We start from the raw sequence: 20,472 nt of genomic DNA, 5'->3' as shown, positions 1-20,472 counted from the left end.
CTTGCCAGCGAAGGCGGCCTTGAGTCTTGCAGCGCCAATGGAAACGCCTTCGCCAGCAAGCCGGCTCCTACAGGGTATGGCGTTTTCCACAATTCAATCGTACACCGGTGATCCCCGCAGGAGCTGGCTTGCCAGCGAAGGCGACCTTGAGTCTTGCAGCGCCAATGGAAACGCCTTCGCCAGCAAGCCGGCTCCTACAGGGTATGGCGTTTTCCACAATTCAACCGTACACCGGTGATCCCCGTAGGAGCTGGCTTGCCAGCGAAGGCGGCCTTGAGTCTTGCAGCGCCAATGGAAACGCCCTCGCCAGCAAGCCGGCTCCTACAGGGTATGGCGTTTTCCACAATTCAACCGTACACCGGTGATCCCCGTAGGAGCTGGCTTGCCAGCGAAGGCGGCCTCATAAACGCTGCAAGTTTTGAACCCGGTTAATCAATCTAGCCAACCCTTCATCCGCCAGCTTGCGGGTCAGCTGCGCCGTGCTCATTTCAACCCCCAGGGTAAACGCTTGCCCGGCCCACAGGTTGCTGAAGTCCGCTTCCCCCTTGGCCCGCAACGGCATCAGCGCCCCCCCAGCCAGCGGGAAGGCCGGTGCTTTATCGCTCATCGGACCGAGTTCGCGCATGACCCGGTTGAGAATGCCCCGTGCCGGGCGACCGGTAAAAATGTTGGTCACGGCGGTCTCGCTGGCCCTGGCCGTGCGCAGGGACTTGTGGTGAGAGGCGCTGACCTTGGCCTCTGGCGTGAACAGATACGCGGTGCCCACTTGCACCGCCGATGCCCCGAGCACAAACGCCGCCGCGACGCCTCGCGCATCGGTTATGCCACCCGCGGCGATGACCGGCACTTTCACGGCGTCGACGATCTGCGGCACCAGGGCGAAGAGGCCGATCTGGCTGCTCAGATCGTCGCTGAGGAACATCCCGCGGTGACCACCCGCTTCATAACCCATGGCGATGATCGCATCACAACCCTGCTGCTCAAGCCAAATGGCTTCTTCGACGGTGGTGGCCGAAGACAGGACTTTGGCCCCGGTCGCTTTCACCCGATCCAGCAAGGATTTTTCCGGCAGGCCGAAGTGAAAACTCACGACTTCGGGACGTAGCGCTTCGATCACTTCGCAGGCCGCGTTATCGAACGGCGCGCGGTTGGACACCGGTGTCGGCGCGTCAAAGTCGACGCCCAGTTCGCGGTAATAAGGCGCCAGCAGATGTTTCCAGTCCCGGGCGCGTTGCTCATCGACCGCCGGAGATTGATGACAGAAGAAATTGACGTTGATCGGTCGCTGGCTGTGCTGACGAATCGTCTGCAGTTCTTCGCGCAACTGCTCGACGCTCAGCATGGCGGCGGGCATCGAGCCCAGTCCGCCGGCGTTGCTCGCCGCGATCACCATGGCCGAGGTCGTGGCGCCGGCCATGGGCGCCTGGATGATCGGCAGTTCGATTCCGAGCAGATCAAGAATGCGGGTATCTGGCCATTGGCTCATTGCACAATTCTCCAACGTGAATACAGGACAGGAACGACAAAACCGCTGTGTGTAAAAGGGGTGTGTAGAAGCTGTCGAGCGAAGCGAGGCTGCGATCTTTTGATCCTGATCTTTGCTCTAGAACCTTTGATCTTATGATCTACAGCCCCTCCCGCTCCAGCAACTGCCGCTTGCGCTCCACCCCCCATCGGTACCCCGACAAATTACCATCGCTGCGCACCACGCGGTGGCACGGAATCGCCACCGCCAGGCTGTTCGCGCCACACGCCTGCGCTACGGCGCGCACGGCTTTCGGTGCGCCGATGCGCTGGGCGATCTCGGCGTAGCTGGCGGTGCTGCCGACCGGAATCTCCCGCAGCGCTTGCCAGACCCGCTCCTGAAACACCGTACCGCGAACATCCAGCGGCAAGTCCAGGCCGATGGCCGGGGCTTCGATAAAACCGACGACCTTGGCAATCAGCTGTTCGAACTCGTGATCGGCACCGATCAGGTTGGCCCGCCGAAACTTGTCCTGCAGGTCACAGACCAGTTGGTGCGGATCATCGCCGAGCAGGATCGCGCACACCCCGCGGGTACTTTGCGCCACCAGAATCGCGCCCAGGGAACACTGGCCGACGGCAAAACGAATGTCGGTGTTCTGGCCGGCTGCGCGGTAATCGCCGGGTTTCATGCCCAGCAACTGATCCGCCGCCTCGTAAAATCGACTGTTGGAGTTGAAGCCGGCGTCATACAGCGCGTCGGTCACCGAACCGCCATCGGTCAAGCGCTCGCGGACCTTGCGGGAACGATGGGCCGTGGCATAACCCTTGGGTGTCAGCCCGGTCACGGTCTTGAACACCCGATGGAAGTGAAAACTGCTCAGGCCCGCAGCCAGCGCCAGTTCACCCAGCGCGGGCAGGTGTTCGGCGGTTTCGATCTGGCGGCAAGCGGCGGCCACGGTCAGGGCATGTCGTGCGGCGACCTCGCTCTGGTCCTTGACCGCCCGTTTGCTCGGACGATAACCCGCCGCCTCGGCTTGGGCGGCGGTGTCGAAGAATTCGACATTCTGCGGTTTCGGCAAGCGCGCCAGGCTGCTGGGGCGACAGTAGATACCGGTGGTTTTCACGGCATAGACAAACTGCCCGTCGGCGCGAGGATCACGCGCGACGACAGCGGCCCAGCGCGGGTCTAGCTCGGTGGCGATAATTGGCGAGTGACTGGTCATGGCGTCATATCCGTTGGTCCGTTCAACCCAGATTAACCAGGCGCCGGGGCGGCTGCACTCCGGGTCTTGCGGTCGAATTCGAGGGCGTCATCCGGCGGTGCGGAAGGTGAAATTGATGCGTTGCTCACCCAGGCGCGAATGTTGGCCGGCCTTGATCGGCAACACCCCGTGATAACGCAGGCGATCGACGCCGCCCCAGACCACGATATCGCCATGCAACAACGGTATTCGCTGGCTTTTGTCACTGCGCTCGAAGCCGCCGAACAGGAACATCGCCGGCAACCCCAGCGACACCGAGACAATCGGCGCCGCCAGGCAGGCTTCGTCCTTGTCCTGGTGCAACGACATCTTCGCGCCGGGGACATAACGGTTGACCAGGCAGGCATCGGGCACGAAACCGGCAAACCCTGCTTCACGCGCCGCCGCCTGGGCCAGTTCGAAAAACACCGCGGGCATCGCTGGCCAGGGTTGTCCGGTTTGCGGGTCATGGCGGGTGTAGCGGTAGCCGCTGCGGTCGGTGGTCCAGCCCCAGGTGCCGCAACTGCTCATGGCCGCCGACATGGTGAAGCCGCCCGGCGTGACCATCTGGCGCAACGGCGCCGCGGCCAGCACTGTGTCCAGCGCGGGCAGCAACCGGTCCAGCCAGGGCAGGGCAAAGCCCCTCAGGACGAAAGACTGTTCGCCAATCTGTTCGCGCCGGGGCTGCTGCTCGGGTTCGGCATCGGCAAACAGGTCGAAAGTGATCGGGGACATGGGCTCATGAGGCATCGTGAAAAATGATTCCAAGGGTATGCCGTTTTCCGCTGTGCAGGCGACTTACGCCGTGGCGCAGGGTCACGCGGTAATCGCCGCGAATGCCTTTGACCGGTCGTTGATTGACCGCAAAGATCACGCCGTCGCCTTTCTTCAGGCCGATGACCTGTGGCCGTGACTGCATTCGTGGCCGCTGTTCGGTCAGCACGAACTCGCCGCCGGTGAAATCTTCGTCCGGCGCTGACAGCAGAATCGCCACTTGCAGCGGGAACACCTGTTCACCGTACAAATCCTGATGCAAGCAGTTGTAATCCTGCGGCCCATATTGCAGCAACAACGGGGTCGGGCGCTCCTGACCGGCGGCATGGCAGCGTTCGAGAAAAGCTTCGTGCGTCTCGGGGAAACGGGTCGGCAGGGCCATGCGTTCGTACCAGCGATTGGCGATCGGCACCAGGCGAGGGTAGAGCGCACTGCGCAAGCGAGCGACGACATCGGGCAAAGGATATCTGAAGTATTTGTACTCGCCACGGCCAAAACCGTGACGAGCCATGATCACTTGCGAGCGGAACGGTGCTGACCGGGGGTACAGGGCGCTGACTGCATCGCACGTCTGGCCACTCAAGAGCGATCGGATGATCGCGCAGCCATCCTGATCCAGTTGCTGCTCCAGGGCTGGCCAGTCCAGTCCTTCGAGAAGTGGCTCGCTCATCGCCGTGCCTCGCGATCGGCAATGTCGCTGATAGGGCGAATCGAGGAAGTGGACATGTTCTGACGCCTTGACCTGGGTTGAGGTCGCCAGTCTAGGGAGCGCTGCCGGCGCGAACACTCCGGCGCTTGCGGTCGAATTCCTCGCTGCGGATTGCGTTACAGCGCTTTGCTGACGCTGATTTCACTGATGACATCGTCACCCTGGCCATGAATGGCGTCCAGCGCGACTTTGGCTTCTGCTTCGGTGCCGTTTTCAAGCTGGGCAAATTCGAAGCGGCGCTCGCCGTTGAGTTTGTATTTGATGACGTACTTGGTCGTTTGAGCCACGGTCATACCTGCTGGTCTGTGGGAGGTCGCGTCACTCAGCTCAGTTTCGAGCTGGAGCGGCGGATGATCTTGATCGAATGGGTCAGGGTCGGTTTGCGGGTCACGCTGATCGGCCGGCGGTTGACCGTGTCGATGGTGATGTTCCAGAAGCCGGTGCTCGGTGCAGTAATACGCGCCGGGAAGGTGTCGAACGCACCGCCGTGGTAAGTGTGACGACCGCCATTCTTGAAGCTGCGGAAATTGGCGTCGTTCATCAAGCGGATGTTGCAGGTTTGCGAGCATTGAATGACGACGATGTCGTCTTCGTTGAGGTGCTCGCGCTGGTGGATAAATTTCATGGGCGCCTCCAGAAGGGCTTTTTCTACAAAATCAAAACGATAGCATGGGCGATTGGCGCAGTTTATCAGCCCGAACAGGTTATTATCCGGTCGTCGAGGCGTGCTTTGGCAATTAAAAACAGTTATTCGCGATTCCATGCGCGATAAACGCAACGAGCCTCGGAGAAAAACCGCGTTTATGCGGTCGGAGGCTCTTTATCGGAGATTTAACATGAAATGGGGTATATGGATCCTGCCGTTGGTAGTGGCGATGAGTGGTTGTGCGAGTGTCTCGGATATCAGTCAGACGCTGCCTACCATGAGTGTGATTTCAGGCAAGAAACCCCATGAGTATGCGCAGTGCCTGAGCGAAAAACTGGCCGACAGCCGTGGCGCCCTGCAGGTCGAACCGCAGAAGGACGGTGTGCGGGTGATCGTGCCGCAGAAGCTATCCTCGGGCCCGGCGGCGGTATTCGACATCGAAGAGCGCTCCAGCGGCAGTAGCATCAAGTTGCACGAACGCATTTCCAATGTGCCGTTGCGCCCCCAGGATGTTCGCGATGCCGCCACCGCGTGCATTTCCGGCTGATGGACTCAAGAACGCCACGTTTATGTAGGAGCGAGCTTGCTCGCGATGGGCTCAAGAGCGCCGCGTTTAACCGGTAAACACGCGTTATCGTTAACGACCATCGCGAGCAAGCTTGCTCCTGCAGGGGCAGGGCCGCATTGTCATTTCTGGAGTCGAGCATGAAGCGAGAGCAGGTACGCAAGTGCCATGCAGAGGGTCATATCTCTGCCACCCACGTGATTCAGAACCCGGCGAACCCGGGAGAATGGATCGTGTTTTTCAAGAAAAGCGCCGGGCGCAGTTATTTCCTGGTGGATGACAACGATGAAGTCGAATCCTTCGCGCCTCTCGACGACTTGATCGAGACCGTGCGCGGCCTGGGGATCAAGTTCGCCGAGATCCACATGTAGGGCAGGGTGCCTTACTTGCAGACCACCACCACGCTGCGGTTCTTGTAATTGCCGACATCCACGCCCAGGGTCTTGTCGCTTTCCTTGGTCGAAGGTGTGCCATCCGTCCCGACGATGTTGTAACCGGTGCCCGCGCAGGAGGCGTCAGCCTTTTCGTAGCAGGTACCCCAGGAATTGGCTTCCCCGGAGCAGTCGATCGTCAGGCCCTGTTGGCCATTGTGCAGGTAAGTCGTTTCCGACGTGGCGCAACCGGTCAGGGCCAGAAGCGCAATCAGTGGCAAAAATCTATTCATGTAGTGGGGTCGTCGTCGGGATGATGGGGCTAAGCCTGTGACAGCGCTGGTTGCAAAAGGTTATAGCGATTGGCCACTTCGCCGCGGGTAATCACAAAAAAGCCCTGCGTGAAGCAGGGCTGTGTGGACAGGGCGGATCAGCTCTTGTCCTTGCCACGGCGTTTAGGGGCTGCAGGCTGGTCTTGCAACACCGATGCCACTTCGATCGCCAACGCTTCGCTGGGGAACGGCCCGGCGATATTCTCGCCGCCGACGCTGTCGACCCACCACTGGCCGTCTTTCGCCTGGTTGATCAGGTACCCGTTGACGCTCTTTGCTTCCGACATCTATCTGCCTCGTTGGCTGGTTCAATCGCGCAATGATAGCGCCAAATGCAGCCAACAGGTGCTGATGGGCGTATGGTGGTGCGGTTGCCTGTCCGGTCGATGACCGTGCAAGTCTGCCAACCTTGGCTATTTATAGAGGGCGGCGGAAGATCTGCAGAGCGTTATGCGGAACTATCCGCGAGAATATTTCTCTATGATGGCATTGGTTAGCCAGTGCGGGGCATTGTAAGGTGCGCGTCGCCTGACTTAGACTGCGCCGAAACTCGAACACACAGCCCTTTCAAGGACTTATATGATCAAGAAATGCTTGTTCCCAGCAGCCGGTTACGGCACTCGCTTCCTCCCAGCGACCAAGGCCATGCCCAAAGAAATGCTGCCGGTGGTGAACAAGCCACTGATCCAGTACGGCGTCGAAGAAGCACTGGACGCCGGGTTGACCGAAATCTCCATCGTCACCGGTCGCGGCAAGCGCGCCCTGGAAGACCACTTCGACATCAGCTACGAGCTGGAAAACCAGATCAAGGGCACCGACAAGGAAAAATACCTGGTCGGCATCCGCAAGCTGCTCGACAACTGCTCGTTCTCCTACACGCGCCAGACCGAAATGAAAGGCCTGGGCCACGCGATCCTGACCGGCCGCCCACTGATCGGCGACGAAGCTTTTGCCGTGGTCCTGGCCGATGACTTGTGCGTTAACCTCGAAGGCGACGGCGTACTGACCCAGATGGTCAAGCTGTACAAGCAGTTCCGCTGCTCGATCGTCGCCATCCAGGAAGTCGATCCGCAGGAAACCCACAAGTACGGCGTGATCGCCGGCGAAATGATCCGCGACGACATCTACCGCGTGCACAGCATGGTCGAGAAGCCAAAGCCGGAAGACGCGCCGTCGAACCTGGCGATCATCGGTCGCTACATCCTGACCCCGGACATCTTCGACCTGCTCGAAGATACGGAACCAGGCAAGGGCGGCGAAATCCAGATCACCGACGCCCTGATGAAGCAGGCGCAAAACGGCTGCGTGATGGCCTACAAGTTCAAGGGCAAGCGTTTCGACTGCGGTGGCGCCGAAGGCTACATCGACGCGACCAACTTCTGCTTCGAGAACTTCTACAAGACTGGCAAGGCTTACTGATAGCTTGAGCTGCTTGTAATGGAAGACCGCCCGCAGGCAGGGTGAAAACCTCTGCTTGGCGATCCACGAAAATGCTCCGTATCGAAAGATACGGGGCATTTTTCGTTATGGCCTGTTTGCAAAGAGCGTTGCGGCGCTGGGCCAAATTATCTCCATCCTCCTCTGAAAGAGTTGATCGTCGAGGAACATCTCGTGGATTGACGTCGCCTCGACGCTGGGTATCAGCGCAACATTAAAGAGATGTGGCTGTTCAACCGGCCATAAAACAGATTCTCCTGCCCGAATAACAACTCCATAACAGCACTGTTGTAGGAAAAAGAGTTTTTGTTTTGGCGAAATTTCCTAATCGTCTTTTTGAGCCTGCCTTGGGGGCCGCGACGCTGTTAGCGTTCGCCTTATCATTTATGACCACCCCCATATTTGTCCGGCTCAGCGCTCTTGCCGCGGGAAGAGGGGCAGGTAACCCAGAGCCCCAAGGATAAGGATCCTGCGAATGAATACACCCTTGCATCCCTTGTATACGAACGATGTCTCTCCTGAATTTCTCGACAGTCTGAACGATTCGCCTTTTACGGAGGAGCAAGTTGCGAAATTCGACGAAAAGGCCCAGGCGCTTATTCGTCAGCAGCAGGATTACGTTATCGCTCATCCCCCCATCGCTGTTTACCGGTGGGCAACCGAGGGCAGTCAAACCCGTAACGGCGGGTGGTCCAACAAGCGACAGCGCCGATGGAGTTCACGTTGGATAACGGTCAGCAAGTGCGCTTAGCGCAGAAAGGCGACTACGTCATGTATGCCGAAGGCTAACGGCCTCAGGGGAAGGATTTGGCCATCTAGCGCTGGTTGGCAGCCGTCTCAGCAACGACGACGAAATCATCAATACGCCGCAAGGCAGTGGCTTGGTCATTGCGCGGGAGAGGGTGCCGATGGCAGAGGACTTTCTGCCATCTATCAAGGGCTGAGTTATGAGGCGTGACGCTGCTCCTTTTATGTGTCGCGCTCTCACAAATATTCGCAACTCTGACGGTCGCAACCTACGGTCGAAAACATTCTGGACTCAGTCGCATAAAATGGAGAAGTCAATCGATGAATGAAGGCTATTACATTGGCTTGGATGACAAGACCACCTGTGGTGGCAAAGTCCTGGATGGTGATACCAGGCTCATGCTGTATGGCCTTGCCCATGCTCGCGAAGGTGATCGAGTCACTTGTGGAAAGGACGGGAAGATCTATCAGATCGTCGGTGGCGTTTCGCACTTTATCAGTCATGGCAAACACGTGGCTGGCACGCTGGACAGCTTCAGCAATTGCCCCTGTAAAGCGCAACTGATCCCTTCGGTGTTCACAGCCACCTATCAGAATGAAGCACGCCCTGCGCGGCATGCCACCCGTAGCGCTGCTCAACCGACTTCTCCTGCGGCTACCCGTCATTCGGTAGCGCCGCGTCAATCCGGTTTCGCTCCTTCGAACCCGCCAGCGCCAGCGATTTTTAATGGAGCAAAGCCCCAGGAGCCTGGCTTCTATGTCGTGCCCAAGAGCATGACTCGCGAAGCATTGGAAGCGACGCTTTTCCCTACGCGCGACCCGGCCGTGATGAGCAAGTTTCAGGCGCTCAACCCTCCGTCAGGCGATTTCAAAGCGGGTTCGATGATCGTGCTGAGCGATCCGGGCAACGCCTCCTGCACCTACCAGGAAGCGCTGCTGATGCAGGCCGCTGAACAGATCAAGGCGGACCTCGATCCCCTGACGGCGGAGGCCGCCGATTTCATGTTTCGCCACGCTGCTGAAATCGCCAGCTTTACCGGCCAGACCTCGACCTGGCTTGGCGTCAGCGCGGTGGTGATGGAAAAGCACCTGACCCGGCTGCGCGATACCCTTCAAGCCATGGAGCGCCTGCATCAGGACAACTATCGCCAGCACGGCCACCTCAGATCGCCGCAGTTCTTCGCCGAGCGCCAGCGCCTGCTCGCCCAGCTGGATGCACACTTGCTGAATTCCACTCGCCTGCGTGGGCAGACGACCTTGGGTGATCATCCCAAGTTGAAAACAGCTCTCGGTATCTCCAGTCGCAGCCTGGTCCATCACTGGGACAAGGCTGGTGCTCCGGGCCAGATACCGGGTTATGCCACTCATGTGGAGGCAACCAGTCGTGCTGCCAAATACATGCAGAGTGGTGGTTACATCGGCATTGGTATCGGCGGGGTGTCTTCGTTGCTGAGTATTAAGGAGGTTTGTAATACTGGCTCGGCGGAAGCTTGCGAGAAAATCAAGTTTACTGAAGGGGGTAAATTTTTTGGGTCTACTGCTGTTGGGCTTGCGGGGGGCGGGGGAGCTTCGTTGACTGCTGGTTCTATTTGTCTGGCGCTTGGGGTTTCCACGGGGATCGGAGGTGTTATCTGTGTTGCGACGGTGATAGGAGTGGGCTCATGGGGTGGGACAACTGTTGGCGGGATGGCTGGTGAGGGTGCGGGAGAAGTACTTTACGAGAGAATTCGACCGTGGTGACGGGAGGGTTTTGGAAATCTTGGCTAGCTTTCTGGTTATTGGCCGGCCCAATCCTGCTGAGCTATGTGAGTTTTGCATTCAGCCTGTACCTGAGCCGCCGTCATCTGGATGCCATGATGGAAGCCTTGAAAACCAGTCGTTACCTGTATGTTTGGGGCTCTGGGTTGCGGGGGCAAGGCTGGTTTGGGGGCGTTGTACTGGTCACAAAAATCGCCGGAATTGTGGTAATGCCAGGAATGTATATACGCCACGGCGAAGTGGATCCTGTCGAAATAAAAAACTTTCCTCCGCGCCTGAAGCGTCTACTTATCATCTACGTGGTGATGGTGGCTGTTGCAATAATTTGGATTGCGATTGGAGTCATGCTGTTGAAGTTTAAGTAACTTGATGAACGATTCCCCAAGTTGAAAACGCCCCTTGGCATTTCGAGCCGCAGCCTGGTGCGCCAGCATTCGGCCCGGCCATTTCGGCGTGATGCTTGCTCAATGGGCACCCGCAGGTATGCTGGTAGCCTGCCGAGGAGAAAGAAATGGCCTACGATTTTGACCTTTATGTGATTGGCGCCGGTTCCGGCGGTGTGCGGGCTGCGCGGTTTGCGGCGGGTTTTGGTGCGAAGGTGGCCGTGGCCGAGAGCCGCTACCTGGGTGGTACGTGCGTGAACGTCGGCTGCGTGCCGAAGAAGTTGCTGGTCTACGGCGCGCATTTTGCCGAAGACTTCGAGCAGTCTTCCGGTTTTGGCTGGACGCTGGGCGAGGCGAAGTTCGATTGGGCAACGCTGATCGCCAACAAGGATCGCGAGATCAATCGCCTGAATGGCATCTATCGCAACTTGCTGGTCAATAGCGGTGTGACCTTGCATGAAGGTCACGCCAAGATCGTCGGCCCGAATACGGTCGAGTTCAACGGCGAGCGCTTCACCGCCAAGAACATTCTGATTGCTACCGGCGGCTGGCCGCAGATTCCAGAGATTCCGGGGCACGAACACGCGATCAGTTCCAACCAGGCGTTCTTCCTCAAAGAGCTGCCCAAGCGGGTGCTGGTGGTGGGTGGCGGTTATATTGCCGTCGAGTTCGCCGGGATCTTCCACGGCCTGGGCGCCGACACTACCTTGCTCTATCGCGGTGAGTTGTTCCTGCGTGGCTTCGACGGTGCGGTGCGCAAACACCTGCAGGAAGAGCTGACCAAGCGTGGCATGAATCTGCAATTCAATGCCGACGTCGAGCGCATCGACAAGCAGGCTGATGGCAGCCTGAAAGTCACCCTCAAGGACGGTCGCGAGCTGGCAGCCGATTGCGTGTTCTACGCCACCGGGCGGCGTCCGATGCTGGACAACCTGGGGCTGGAAAACACCGGGGTCAAGCTCGACAAGAAGGGCTTCGTCGAGGTCGACGAGCAGTATCAGACTGCCGAGCCGTCGATCCTGGCGCTGGGCGATGTCATCGGTCGGGTGCAGCTGACGCCGGTCGCGCTGGCCGAAGGCATGGCGGTGGCGCGGCGTTTGTTCAAGCCTGAGCAGTATCGCCCGGTGGATTACAAGATGATCCCGACGGCGGTGTTCAGCCTGCCGAACATCGGTACCGTCGGTTTGACCGAGGAGGAGGCCCGGGAAGCCGGGCACGAGGTGCTGATTTTTGAAAGCCGTTTCCGGCCGATGAAGCTGACCCTGACCGAATGCCAGGAGCGCACGCTGATGAAGCTGGTGGTGGACGGCAAGACCGACAAGGTGCTGGGTTGCCACATGGTCGGCCCCGATGCCGGTGAAATCGTCCAGGGCCTGGCGATTGCCTTGAAGGCCGGCGCCACCAAGCGTGACTTCGACGAAACCATCGGCGTGCACCCCACTGCCGCCGAAGAGTTCGTCACCATGCGGTCGCCGGTCGCCGGTTAATCGTCCTTCTGCTGATCTGCTGCGTCTGGGGCTGTCGCAACGACGGCCGCCAGGCGCAGTTGCTCCAGGTGCGACTGGGTCTGGGTCAATTCCGCTTCCAGGGATTTATGGGCCTGGGCGTGTTCCTCGACACTCTGCTTGAGTGACTGACTTTCCAGCAGGGCCGTGCGCAAGCGTTCCTGGAGGAGGGTGCGCTCGCTGTCGATGCGATTGACCTGTTCCAGCAACTGGTCCTGGCGATGGTGGGTTTGCTTGAGCTGTTCCTGCAGCAGGCTCAGCTCGCGCAGCGTTCCGCGGTTCTCGGTCAGCAGGCGCTCATTGTCGCGGTGCAACTGGGTGATTTCATCCTGGCGTACCAGTGCGCTTTGCTGGGCCTGGCGCAATTCCATCTGAATCTGCTGCACCTGGCCTTCATGGCGACTTTGTTCCTGCTCGCGCTGCTCTTTGACGGCGGTGCGGTAGTGCTCCAGGGCGTCGCGGGTGTGCAGGTGTTTCTCTTCGAGGGAGCGGATCTGCTCGTCCTTGTCTTGCAAGCGTAATTCGAAATCGGTCAATGCCTGGTTCAGCCCGGCGTTGCGGGTTTGCTCGGTCTGCAACAGGGCGCGGGTGTTTTCCAGCGCGTCGGATTCCTGGGCGTAGGCCAGGCTTTGGATTTCGTATTGCTGCTGCAGCAGCGTGTTGGCTTGCCGGGCTTCAGTTAGCTGAGTTTCAAGCGCTGTGCGCTGTTGCTCGTACTGCGCGCGCGCCTGATCGATCGGTTCCTGCGCCTGCTCCCTGAGGCGCTGCGCCAGGTGCGAGACCAGCCCTGCCAGCTCGTCGTCGAGGGGCTCGGAAGAAGACTCGGCCGGTTCAGCGCCGTCATCCAGTTCTTTCAGATACCGGTGAATGGTGGTTTTCGAGCCGGTATTGCCCATTTCGATCCGTACCGCGTCGATGCTTGGGTTTTCGCCGCGGGCGAGGATTGCCAATCGGGCCGTTTGAACCACTGCTTTGTTGATGCCGCCACGGGCCATGTGCTCTCCTACGATTTCGTAATGTGGTACGTACCACTAAATACACATTGTACCACGCCATCTTGAAAGTTATATATGCCGTGTTTAATGACACGGGATATACTGGTATTACCCCGTGTGAGAGCGTTTCTGAAGCGTTCGTCGCTAGTGTTCGGTACGCAAACCCCCTGTAGGAGCTGGCTTGCCAGCGAAAGCGGTGTGTCAGTCGACCTATTTTTAACTGAACGGACGCCTTCGCTGGCAAGCCAGCTCCTACAGGGGGCGGTGTCAATTTCGGGATTGGCGCACAAAACCCGAGGGTGCCGCGCGGGCATTCAGGCAGGCAGCGTTATCGTTCACGTCCATCGCGAGCAAGCTCGCTCCTACAGGTACAGGTTATTTTCATGAGCGAGCTGGATCGTTACCTGCAAGCTGCCACCCGCGACAACACTCGCCGCAGCTATCGGGCGGCCATCGAGCACTTCGAGGTCAGTTGGGGCGGGTTTCTGCCAGCAACGGCGGACAGCATCGCGCGCTACCTGGTGGCGTATGCCGGTGAGCTGTCGATCAACACCTTGAAGCTGCGCTTGTCGGCACTGGCGCAATGGCACAACAGCCAGGGTTTTTCCGATCCGACCAAGGCGCCGGTGGTGCGCAAGGTGTTCAAGGGCATTCGCGCGCTGCATCCGGCGCAGGAGAAACAGGCCGAGCCGTTGCAGCTGCAACATCTCGAACAGGCGGTGACCTGGCTGGAGCAGGAGGCGCAATCGGCAAAATCTGCAGGCGATCAACCGGTGCTCTTGCGGGCAAGGCGTGACACCGCGCTGATCCTCCTGGGTTTCTGGCGTGGCTTTCGCAGCGATGAGTTGTGTCGCCTGCAGATTGAGCACGTGCAAGCGAGCGCCGGTGCCGGCATCACGCTGTACCTGCCGCGCAGCAAAAGCGATCGTGAGAACCTCGGCAAGACCTATCAGACGCCGGCCTTGCAGCGGTTGTGTCCGGTGCAGGCGTACATCGACTGGATCAGCGCGGCGGCGTTGGTCCGTGGTCCGGTGTTCCGCGCAATCGATCGCTGGGGCAACTTGAGCGAGGAGGGGTTGCACGCCAATAGCGTGATCCCGTTATTGCGCCAGGCGCTGGAGCGCGCGGGAATTGCCGCCGAACAGTACACCAGCCACTCCTTGCGGCGCGGCTTCGCCACTTGGGCGCATCAGAGCGGGTGGGATTTGAAATCGTTGATGAGTTACGTCGGCTGGAAGGACATGAAGTCGGCCATGCGCTACGTCGACGCCAATCCGTTTCCGGTGATGCCCCGGATCGTTGAAAAGCCCGTGAGCCCCTAGGAACGTCTCAAGCTATTTCCCCGTCTCGCAGAGGAATCCATTGAGAAAGGCTCCTAGGAGCGTTTTCTTCTATTAATACTGTCCGCTAATAGCGAAAACCAATCAGCTGCATGAGGTTTGCCAATGAGCTATCGGGGGATTGAATAGGTAGGATTCATTCCATCAACTTTTCAACCCTGACGGAGAGTCATCGATGCCTATCATCAACAGCCAAGTTAAACCGTTCAAAGCTGACGCCTTCAAAAATGGCGACTTCGTAAAAGTGTCGGACGCTGACCTGAAAGGCAAGTGGTCTGTCGTGTTCTTCTACCCAGCCGACTTCACCTTCGTTTGCCCGACTGAACTCGAAGACCTGGCTGACAACTACGACGCGTTCCAGAAACTGGGCGTCGAGATCTACAGCGTTTCCACCGATACCCATTTTGCCCACGCTGCCTGGCACAACACGTCGCCAGCCATCGGCAAAATCCAGTACACCATGATCGGTGACCCGACCCACGCCATCTCCCGCAACTTCGACGTGCTGATCGAAGACGCCGGTCTGGCTGACCGTGGCACCTTCGTGATCAACCCTGAAGGCCAGATCAAAATCGTCGAACTGAACGACGGTGGTGTGGGTCGTGACGCTTCCGAACTGCTGCGCAAAATCAAGGCAGCCCAGTACGTCGCCGCTCACCCGGGCCAGGTTTGCCCAGCCAAGTGGAAAGAAGGCGAGGCCACACTGGCTCCGTCCCTGGACCTGGTCGGCAAGATCTAAGTCTGTGACACGCTTGATCAGGGCGGAACTCCGCACCTCCTGAGTACGCTGCACCGCCCAATAAAAACGCCCGGGCGAGATTCGCTCGGGCGTTTTTTTTTACACATTCAAAAAGGAAATCGCCCGTATGTTGGACGCCAATCTTAAAACCCAGTTGAAGTCATACCTGGAACGGGTCACCCAGCCGATCGAGATCGTTGCCTCCCTCGACGACGGTGCGAAATCCAGGGAAATGCTCGAATTGCTGAAAGACGTTGCCAGTCTATCCAGCCAGATTACCTTGCTCGACAACGGTGATGATGCACGCAAACCATCGTTCTCGATCAATCGCCCGGGTGCCGATATCAGCCTGCGTTTCGCCGGCATCCCCATGGGCCACGAATTCACGTCCCTGGTGCTGGCCTTGCTGCAAGTCGGCGGCCACCCCTCGAAAGCCAGTGTCGAGGTGATCGAACAGATCCGCTCGCTCAAGGGCGAATTCAATTTCGAGACCTACTTCTCGCTGTCGTGCCAGAACTGCCCGGACGTGGTCCAGGCGCTGAACCTGATGGCCGTGTTGAACCCGAACATCCGCCACGTCGCCATCGACGGCGCGCTGTTCCAGGCCGAAGTCGACGAGCGCCAGATCATGGCCGTGCCCAGTCTCTACCTCAACGGCGTGAACTTCGGCCAGGGCCGCATGGGCCTGGAAGAAATCCTCGCGAAGATCGACACCAGCGGTATCGAGCGTCAGGCCGAGAAAATCAGTGCCAAAGCAGCCTTTGACGTACTGGTTGTCGGCGGTGGCCCGGCCGGTGCTGCGGCAGCGATCTACGCCGCCCGTAAAGGCATTCGCACCGGTGTCGCGGCCGAGCGTTTTGGTGGGCAGGTGCTGGACACCATGGCCATCGAAAACTTCATCTCCGTGCAGGAAACCGAAGGGCCGAAACTGGCCGTGGCCCTGGAAGAGCACGTCAAGCAGTACGACGTCGACATCATGAACCTGCAACGCGCCGACAAACTGGTGCCGGGCAAGAACGGTGAATTGAACGAAGTCCACTTCGCCAGCGGCGCGACATTGAAAGCCAAGACCGTGATCCTCGCGACCGGTGCGCGGTGGCGTGAAATGAACGTCCCCGGTGAGCAGCAATACCGCAACAAGGGCGTGGCGTACTGCCCGCACTGTGACGGTCCGCTGTTCAAAGGCAAGCGGGTGGCGGTGATTGGCGGCGGCAACTCCGGCGTCGAAGCAGCCATTGACCTGGCCGGCATCGTATCCCATGTGACGCTGCTCGAGTTCGACGTGCAACTGCGCGCCGATGCGGTCCTGCAGCGCAAATTGCACAGCCTGCCGAACGTCACCGTGATCACCCATGCGCAAACCACTGAAGTGACTGGCGATGGTCAGAAGGTCAATGGCCTGCGCTACAAGGATCGTCAGTCGGATGAATTGCGGACGGTGGAGCTGGAAGGGATCTTCGTGCAGATCGGTCTGCTGCCCAACACCGATTGGCTTAAAGGAACTATCGAGTTGTCGCCGCGCGGCGAGATCATTGTCGATGCCCGTGGTGAGACGTCGGTGCCGGGCGTGTTTGCGGCCGGTGATGTGACGACTGTGCCATACAAGCAGATCGTGATTGCGGTGGGCGAGGGGGCCAAGGCTTCCCTGAGCGCATTCGATCACCTGATCCGGACTTCGGCCCCGGCGTAAGCCCGGACGCTGAAAACACAAAACCCATGCGCGATCATGGGTTTTTTTGTGCGCGCCGTTGCAAGCTTTTTGTAGGAGCCAACTTGCTGGCGAAGGCGTTTGCATGGGCGCCGCAAGGCTTGAGGCCGCCTTCGCTGGCAAGCCAGCTCCTACAGGGGTGTACGTCAGAGTGGCGCGGGCTGGATGATTTCGACCCAGTAGGCATCCGGATCCTTGATGAACGCCAGGCTCTTCATGCGGCCGTCGTTCAGGCGTTTCTGGAAATCGCAGCCCAGTGCCTCGAAGCGCTCGCAGGCGGCGACGATGTCCGGCACCGAGATGCAGATGTGGCCGAAACCGCGCGGGTCGGTGTTGCCGTTGTGGTAGGCGAAATCCGCGTCGTTTTCGGTGCCGTGGTTATGGGTCAGTTCGAGGATGCCGGGGATCGATTTCATCCATTCGGTGCGCGCCGCGGCGTCGGCCGGGATCTGGTCTTTATCGACCAGCGCCAGGAAGTACAGGCTGAATTCGGCTTCCGGGAAGTCGCGTTTTTCCACCAGCGAGAAACCCAGGATCCGGGTGTAGAAATCCAGGGATCTGGTGATGTCCTTGACCCGCAGCATGGTGTGGTTGAACACGAACTTGTGGGTCGCGGTATCAGGCTGGGCGGTCACGCCGGGGAAGGTATTCAATTCGTGCAGGCTCATGGGCCCTCCGGACAATAAGTGGGGCTAGCGATGGCGACCATGATACGCAAGGGCGCGGGCATCACCAAATTTCAGCTATTGCCTGGCCGACGGGCGAGGCTCAGACTTTGCGGATCAAACCCTGAGTATTCATTGCAATGATTCGGTTCTTTCCATCGATTTTCGTCCTGCTGGGTGTGCTCCTGGCTGCAAATACTGCTCACGCCGATGCACCCGTCATGACCTGGCCTGCCGGTTGGGAGGTCGAAGCTGTTCCCCAGGAAGCCGCCAATGCCCAGGTGTCCCGCCAGCGCGCAGTGAAACACGATCAGGGCGGAACGCCGGTGATGGTGATGGAGGTGACCATGACGGAGATACAAGGTGACCATCAGGTGAATCTGCAGGGTGTGTTGCTGGAGATGCGCAAGTCGGTGCAGAAAGACTTCTTTCAAGGCGGCTATCAAAGTGTCTGCAACAAGATTCACCCCGCTCGCTTGAGCCGCCTGGAAGCGCTGGAAACTACCTGCACCATTACCCAGAACGGTCGTCATGTGCTGTCTCAACTATTGGTAGCGGCCGTGGATGCCGATAAGGCCTATGTTTTTTCTTGCGCGGGGCAGGCTGAGGTTTATAAGGCAAGCCAGGCTGAGATAGACGCTGCCCGTAACAGCTTGAAACTTTAGTTGAAGATTTCAATGTGCTGCAGGCGTAAGTACTTACGGACATTTTTAGATAGCCGAAGGGACTAAGCACACTGTAGGAGCGAGCTTGCTCGCGATGGATTCCAGAACACCGCGTACTATCCAGAAAATACGCGTTATCGTTGGCGACCATCGCGAGCAAGCTCGCTCCTACAACAACATTGCCTGCATTGGCAGGGTTTTTATTACCGCGGGTACTTAACCACGCAGCCAGGAATCCACGGTGTCGACACCGTATTGTTCCTTCCAGGCTTTCAGGCCGCGGTGGTTGCCGCCTTTGGTTTCAATCAGTTCACCGGTGTGCGGATTCTGATAGACCTTGACCACGCGAGCACGGCGGGTTTTAGGCGCTGCGGCCTGTTGCAGACCGGATTTGCCCGGGTTCGGATCGAGAATGGCGATGACGTCGCGCAGGCTCTTGCCATAGGTTTTCATCAGTCCCTGAAGCTTTTCTTCGAATTCGATTTCTTTCTTGAGCCCGGCATCGTTCTTCAGCGCTTCGAGCTGCTTGAGCTGTTCCTGAAGGGCCTTTTCAGCTGCACGAAATTCAGCGAGTCTGGACAATATCTTTACTCCAATAGTGTATTTGGCTGATACCAACCGCAAACAAGGCTAAAAGCCAGGCGCCTTGTAGCGACTCGGTGATAGTGGCTCACCTGCCAATTTTTGCGCATGCATGAAAAATTGTAGTGCAGGCATGAAAAATTGTAGTAGTTAATGAGCCAAGAGTAAATCCTGTCTTTTTCGTCATGTAACTAGACTAATATTTTGATTCAAATGGCTGCGCGCCGCTCTGTCTCGTCACTTTTAGCGATTAGTTAATGGTGACTTAATGCATTAATGAATTCCGCGCCGGGCATTGGTCGGCCAAACAGATAACCTTGCAGGAAGTTCACCCCGTGGGCGGTCAGGTAATCACTTTGCTCCAGGGTTTCCACGCCCTCGGCGACAATGCCCAGATCGAGCTTGGCCGAGAGCTCGATGATGGTGTCAAGAATGTGCCTTGAGAGGGCGTCGACTCCGATCATGGCGACGAAGCTCTGGTCGATTTTCAGGAAGTCCACATTGAATTGACGCAGATAGCCCAGGCTCGAGTGGCCGGTGCCAAAATCGTCGATCGCGATCATCACGCCCAAACCGTGCAGCTGTTCGAACAATTGATGGGTCATGGCCGTGGGCTCAATGAGCTCGCGCTCGGTCAACTCCAGCACCAGGTTGATCGAGCCCGGGTCGAAGGCCTTGATGAACTCGCGACAATCCTCGACCAGATCCAGGTTCTTGCAGTGGCTGGCGGTTATGTTGATGCCTATATGAAAGGGTTCTGTGAACGACGGGGACAGGGGCGCCAGCAACGCGGCGGTCTGTTGCATCAATGAGCGGGTCATCGGCACGATCAGCCCGGAATATTCGGCAAACGGGATGAACAGATCCGGGCGCACCAGACCTTCCTTTGGATGATTCCAGCGCATCAGCACCTCGCAACCGGACCACCGCTTGCTGTCGCCATGGACCACCGGCTGGAAGTAGGGAATGAACTCCGCGGCTTCCATCGCGCGTTGCATTTCATGGCTGGGGGACATGGCGCGTTTTTGCAGAACATGCCCGATCGAGCCGGATACCACGCCGAAAAATATCAGCAAGCTGAACAGAGGCGGATATTCGCTTTTCATATAGCGCCAGGTTTCGCCCTCGGGGAAACCGGCTGCCACGGTAAAAGCGTATCGCGAGGAGGCCAGTTCGTTTTGCGCTACCGGAAAGAGCGGCAGGGCTCCATCGTGGAACTGACCGTCGGCGGCCAGCCAATGTGGGCCGACTTGCAGCGCCAATAAGGTGTTGCGGCCGATCAGACGCAATACATTGCTCAGGTGATAACCGTCCAGAGCGCTCAGGGCGCTCCGTTGTCCTTCACTGAGTCGATACACCAGCAGCGCGCTATCGGGCGTGACCGGATTGCTCTTCATCAACAACAACTGGCCATGGGCGTAGTCGCCAGCATTGATCCTTTCCTGATAGTCACCGAACAGGGAACTGCAGTAAATACTGTCGTCCCAGACCAGATTGGCCGAGCGCACGAAGGGGCGGCGGGTGACCTGTTCACGCAAGGCCAGTTTGACATCGTTGCAGCGTTGGCCCGCCAGCGGCAGCAACTCGCGCGCGGCCTCGGCAGTGTTGTCGAACATCAATTCGAACTGGCTCACGGCTTGTTCCGCCGTTAACCGGGAACTTTGTTGCAGTGTGCGTTCAGCCTGCATATACAGAATGGCGAACCCCAACGATACCGGGAGTAAACCGCTCAAGACGGTCACAGCAATCCTGATCCCGCGTTTGCGGCGGTTTTTGACGTTCAGTGGCATTCATGGGACCTGTTGCGGTGAAAAAGAGGGCTCTCAAATGCAGGCAGGACGAC

At 58.6% G+C, this 20,472-nt stretch carries 23 protein-coding genes; 11 read left to right on the top strand and 12 right to left on the bottom strand.

Going from position 1 to position 20,472, the window contains the following annotated elements; genetic code table 11:
- Positions 1–400: 400 nt before the first annotated feature.
- The 6 genes from ELQ88_RS19295 to ELQ88_RS19275 all read right to left on the bottom strand — a co-directional run bounded on the left by ELQ88_RS19295 (position 401) and on the right by ELQ88_RS19275 (position 4,816).
- Positions 401–1,486, bottom strand: coding sequence for a nitronate monooxygenase (locus ELQ88_RS19295; protein ID WP_138967059.1), 1,086 nt, complete (start codon positions 1,484–1,486; stop codon positions 401–403).
- A gap of 139 nt (positions 1,487–1,625) precedes the next feature.
- Complete coding sequence (ada, locus tag ELQ88_RS19290; RefSeq protein WP_138967057.1) at positions 1,626–2,690, bottom strand: bifunctional DNA-binding transcriptional regulator/O6-methylguanine-DNA methyltransferase Ada; 1,065 nt, start codon at positions 2,688–2,690, stop codon at positions 1,626–1,628.
- A gap of 87 nt (positions 2,691–2,777) precedes the next feature.
- Positions 2,778–3,458, bottom strand: a complete 681-nt coding sequence (alkB, locus tag ELQ88_RS19285) for a DNA oxidative demethylase AlkB (protein ID WP_138967055.1) — start codon at positions 3,456–3,458, stop codon at positions 2,778–2,780.
- The gene (locus ELQ88_RS19280; RefSeq protein ID WP_138967053.1) at positions 3,448–4,152 is read right to left on the bottom strand and encodes a 2OG-Fe(II) oxygenase; all 705 of its coding nucleotides are present in this window, start codon (positions 4,150–4,152) and stop codon (positions 3,448–3,450) included. Before ELQ88_RS19280 ends, alkB begins: the two co-directional genes overlap by 11 nt.
- Positions 4,153–4,307: 155 nt before the next feature.
- Positions 4,308–4,484, bottom strand: coding sequence for a hypothetical protein (locus tag ELQ88_RS34350; RefSeq protein WP_168187367.1), 177 nt, complete (start codon positions 4,482–4,484; stop codon positions 4,308–4,310).
- Between the two features lie 29 nt (positions 4,485–4,513).
- Positions 4,514–4,816, bottom strand: a complete 303-nt coding sequence (locus ELQ88_RS19275) for a DUF1883 domain-containing protein (protein WP_008065357.1) — start codon at positions 4,814–4,816, stop codon at positions 4,514–4,516.
- A gap of 211 nt (positions 4,817–5,027) precedes the next feature.
- Here ELQ88_RS19275 and ELQ88_RS19270 point away from each other — a divergent pair, with 211 nt between their 5' ends.
- Positions 5,028–5,384 (top strand): hypothetical protein, encoded by a 357-nt coding sequence (locus tag ELQ88_RS19270; RefSeq protein ID WP_128871514.1) that lies wholly within the window; start codon positions 5,028–5,030, stop codon positions 5,382–5,384.
- 158 nt (positions 5,385–5,542) lie between these two features.
- Positions 5,543–5,773: a hypothetical protein gene (locus ELQ88_RS19265; protein ID WP_138967051.1), complete on the top strand. Its 231-nt coding sequence runs from the start codon at positions 5,543–5,545 to the stop codon at positions 5,771–5,773.
- Positions 5,774–5,784: 11 nt separating this feature from the next.
- On the opposite strand, the gene ELQ88_RS19260 is transcribed toward ELQ88_RS19265, so the two are convergent.
- Both ELQ88_RS19260 and ELQ88_RS19255 read right to left on the bottom strand, forming a co-directional pair.
- Positions 5,785–6,066: a hypothetical protein gene (locus ELQ88_RS19260; RefSeq protein WP_128869367.1), complete on the bottom strand. Its 282-nt coding sequence runs from the start codon at positions 6,064–6,066 to the stop codon at positions 5,785–5,787.
- Between the two features lie 137 nt (positions 6,067–6,203).
- A complete protein-coding gene (locus tag ELQ88_RS19255; RefSeq protein ID WP_128869366.1) occupies positions 6,204–6,392 on the bottom strand; it encodes a hypothetical protein in 189 nt (62 codons plus the stop codon).
- A gap of 292 nt (positions 6,393–6,684) precedes the next feature.
- Between ELQ88_RS19255 and galU the strand changes: the two genes are divergently transcribed.
- The 5 genes from galU to gorA all read left to right on the top strand — a co-directional run bounded on the left by galU (position 6,685) and on the right by gorA (position 11,917).
- Positions 6,685–7,524: a UTP--glucose-1-phosphate uridylyltransferase GalU gene (gene galU / locus ELQ88_RS19250; RefSeq protein WP_138965082.1), complete on the top strand. Its 840-nt coding sequence runs from the start codon at positions 6,685–6,687 to the stop codon at positions 7,522–7,524.
- Positions 7,525–8,017: 493 nt separating this feature from the next.
- Positions 8,018–8,293, top strand: coding sequence for a hypothetical protein (locus ELQ88_RS34740; RefSeq protein ID WP_228761537.1), 276 nt, complete (start codon positions 8,018–8,020; stop codon positions 8,291–8,293).
- Between the two features lie 317 nt (positions 8,294–8,610).
- Positions 8,611–10,029: a PAAR domain-containing protein gene (locus tag ELQ88_RS19240; protein WP_138967049.1), complete on the top strand. Its 1,419-nt coding sequence runs from the start codon at positions 8,611–8,613 to the stop codon at positions 10,027–10,029.
- Between the two features lie 65 nt (positions 10,030–10,094).
- Entirely contained in the window at positions 10,095–10,412 is a 318-nt protein-coding gene (locus ELQ88_RS19235) for a hypothetical protein (RefSeq protein ID WP_228761536.1), read from the top strand.
- 146 nt (positions 10,413–10,558) lie between these two features.
- Entirely contained in the window at positions 10,559–11,917 is a 1,359-nt protein-coding gene (gene gorA, locus ELQ88_RS19230; RefSeq protein WP_138967045.1) for a glutathione-disulfide reductase, read from the top strand.
- On the opposite strand, the gene ELQ88_RS19225 is transcribed toward gorA, so the two are convergent.
- On the bottom strand, positions 11,914–12,930 hold the full coding sequence (locus tag ELQ88_RS19225) for a DNA-binding protein (RefSeq protein WP_138967043.1): 1,017 nt from the start codon (positions 12,928–12,930) through the stop codon (positions 11,914–11,916). The genes gorA and ELQ88_RS19225 overlap by 4 nt on opposite strands.
- Before the next feature lie 383 nt (positions 12,931–13,313).
- On the opposite strand from ELQ88_RS19225, the gene ELQ88_RS19220 reads away from it, so the two are divergent.
- The 3 genes from ELQ88_RS19220 (at position 13,314) to ahpF (ending at position 16,699) form a co-directional block, all read left to right on the top strand.
- Positions 13,314–14,252, top strand: coding sequence for a site-specific integrase (locus ELQ88_RS19220; protein WP_138967041.1), 939 nt, complete (start codon positions 13,314–13,316; stop codon positions 14,250–14,252).
- Between the two features lie 193 nt (positions 14,253–14,445).
- The gene (gene ahpC, locus ELQ88_RS19215; RefSeq protein WP_010460707.1) at positions 14,446–15,009 is read left to right on the top strand and encodes an alkyl hydroperoxide reductase subunit C; all 564 of its coding nucleotides are present in this window, start codon (positions 14,446–14,448) and stop codon (positions 15,007–15,009) included.
- Between the two features lie 127 nt (positions 15,010–15,136).
- Complete coding sequence (ahpF, locus tag ELQ88_RS19210) at positions 15,137–16,699, top strand: alkyl hydroperoxide reductase subunit F (protein ID WP_138967039.1); 1,563 nt, start codon at positions 15,137–15,139, stop codon at positions 16,697–16,699.
- Positions 16,700–16,863: 164 nt separating this feature from the next.
- On the opposite strand, the gene gloA is transcribed toward ahpF, so the two are convergent.
- Positions 16,864–17,385, bottom strand: coding sequence for a lactoylglutathione lyase (gene gloA, locus ELQ88_RS19205; protein ID WP_138967037.1), 522 nt, complete (start codon positions 17,383–17,385; stop codon positions 16,864–16,866).
- Between the two features lie 137 nt (positions 17,386–17,522).
- On the opposite strand from gloA, the gene ELQ88_RS19200 reads away from it, so the two are divergent.
- Entirely contained in the window at positions 17,523–18,047 is a 525-nt protein-coding gene (locus ELQ88_RS19200) for a DUF4946 domain-containing protein (protein WP_128870134.1), read from the top strand.
- Between the two features lie 216 nt (positions 18,048–18,263).
- On the opposite strand, the gene ELQ88_RS19195 is transcribed toward ELQ88_RS19200, so the two are convergent.
- The gene (locus tag ELQ88_RS19195; RefSeq protein WP_128870135.1) at positions 18,264–18,629 is read right to left on the bottom strand and encodes a histone-like nucleoid-structuring protein, MvaT/MvaU family; all 366 of its coding nucleotides are present in this window, start codon (positions 18,627–18,629) and stop codon (positions 18,264–18,266) included.
- Positions 18,630–18,883: 254 nt separating this feature from the next.
- Entirely contained in the window at positions 18,884–20,419 is a 1,536-nt protein-coding gene (locus ELQ88_RS19190; RefSeq protein WP_138967035.1) for an EAL domain-containing protein, read from the bottom strand.
- Positions 20,420–20,472: the final 53 nt, after the last annotated feature.

Source organism: Pseudomonas sp. MPC6 (genome assembly GCF_006094435.1).
GTDB lineage: Bacteria > Pseudomonadota > Gammaproteobacteria > Pseudomonadales > Pseudomonadaceae > Aquipseudomonas.
Note: the sequence above shows the minus strand (reverse complement) of the source record. Positions and strands in the feature narration are given on the sequence as shown.

What these genes read in the sequence shown, in the direction of transcription:
- ELQ88_RS19295 (WP_138967059.1), bottom strand. Translation starts at nt 1,486, where the DNA reads ATGAGCCAATGGCCAGATACCCGCATTCTTGATCTGCTCGGAATCGAA.
- ada (WP_138967057.1), bottom strand. Translation starts at nt 2,690, where the DNA reads ATGACCAGTCACTCGCCAATTATCGCCACCGAGCTAGACCCGCGCTGG.
- alkB (WP_138967055.1), bottom strand. Translation starts at nt 3,458, where the DNA reads ATGCCTCATGAGCCCATGTCCCCGATCACTTTCGACCTGTTTGCCGAT.
- ELQ88_RS19280 (WP_138967053.1), bottom strand. Translation starts at nt 4,152, where the DNA reads ATGAGCGAGCCACTTCTCGAAGGACTGGACTGGCCAGCCCTGGAGCAG.
- ELQ88_RS34350 (WP_168187367.1), bottom strand. Translation starts at nt 4,484, where the DNA reads ATGACCGTGGCTCAAACGACCAAGTACGTCATCAAATACAAACTCAAC.
- ELQ88_RS19275 (WP_008065357.1), bottom strand. Translation starts at nt 4,816, where the DNA reads ATGAAATTTATCCACCAGCGCGAGCACCTCAACGAAGACGACATCGTC.
- ELQ88_RS19270 (WP_128871514.1), top strand. Translation starts at nt 5,028, where the DNA reads ATGAAATGGGGTATATGGATCCTGCCGTTGGTAGTGGCGATGAGTGGT.
- ELQ88_RS19265 (WP_138967051.1), top strand. Translation starts at nt 5,543, where the DNA reads ATGAAGCGAGAGCAGGTACGCAAGTGCCATGCAGAGGGTCATATCTCT.
- ELQ88_RS19260 (WP_128869367.1), bottom strand. Translation starts at nt 6,066, where the DNA reads ATGAATAGATTTTTGCCACTGATTGCGCTTCTGGCCCTGACCGGTTGC.
- ELQ88_RS19255 (WP_128869366.1), bottom strand. Translation starts at nt 6,392, where the DNA reads ATGTCGGAAGCAAAGAGCGTCAACGGGTACCTGATCAACCAGGCGAAA.
- galU (WP_138965082.1), top strand. Translation starts at nt 6,685, where the DNA reads ATGATCAAGAAATGCTTGTTCCCAGCAGCCGGTTACGGCACTCGCTTC.
- ELQ88_RS34740 (WP_228761537.1), top strand. Translation starts at nt 8,018, where the DNA reads ATGAATACACCCTTGCATCCCTTGTATACGAACGATGTCTCTCCTGAA.
- ELQ88_RS19240 (WP_138967049.1), top strand. Translation starts at nt 8,611, where the DNA reads ATGAATGAAGGCTATTACATTGGCTTGGATGACAAGACCACCTGTGGT.
- gorA (WP_138967045.1), top strand. Translation starts at nt 10,559, where the DNA reads ATGGCCTACGATTTTGACCTTTATGTGATTGGCGCCGGTTCCGGCGGT.
- ELQ88_RS19225 (WP_138967043.1), bottom strand. Translation starts at nt 12,930, where the DNA reads ATGGCCCGTGGCGGCATCAACAAAGCAGTGGTTCAAACGGCCCGATTG.
- ELQ88_RS19220 (WP_138967041.1), top strand. Translation starts at nt 13,314, where the DNA reads ATGAGCGAGCTGGATCGTTACCTGCAAGCTGCCACCCGCGACAACACT.
- ahpC (WP_010460707.1), top strand. Translation starts at nt 14,446, where the DNA reads ATGCCTATCATCAACAGCCAAGTTAAACCGTTCAAAGCTGACGCCTTC.
- ahpF (WP_138967039.1), top strand. Translation starts at nt 15,137, where the DNA reads ATGTTGGACGCCAATCTTAAAACCCAGTTGAAGTCATACCTGGAACGG.
- gloA (WP_138967037.1), bottom strand. Translation starts at nt 17,385, where the DNA reads ATGAGCCTGCACGAATTGAATACCTTCCCCGGCGTGACCGCCCAGCCT.
- ELQ88_RS19200 (WP_128870134.1), top strand. Translation starts at nt 17,523, where the DNA reads ATGATTCGGTTCTTTCCATCGATTTTCGTCCTGCTGGGTGTGCTCCTG.
- ELQ88_RS19190 (WP_138967035.1), bottom strand. Translation starts at nt 20,419, where the DNA reads ATGCCACTGAACGTCAAAAACCGCCGCAAACGCGGGATCAGGATTGCT.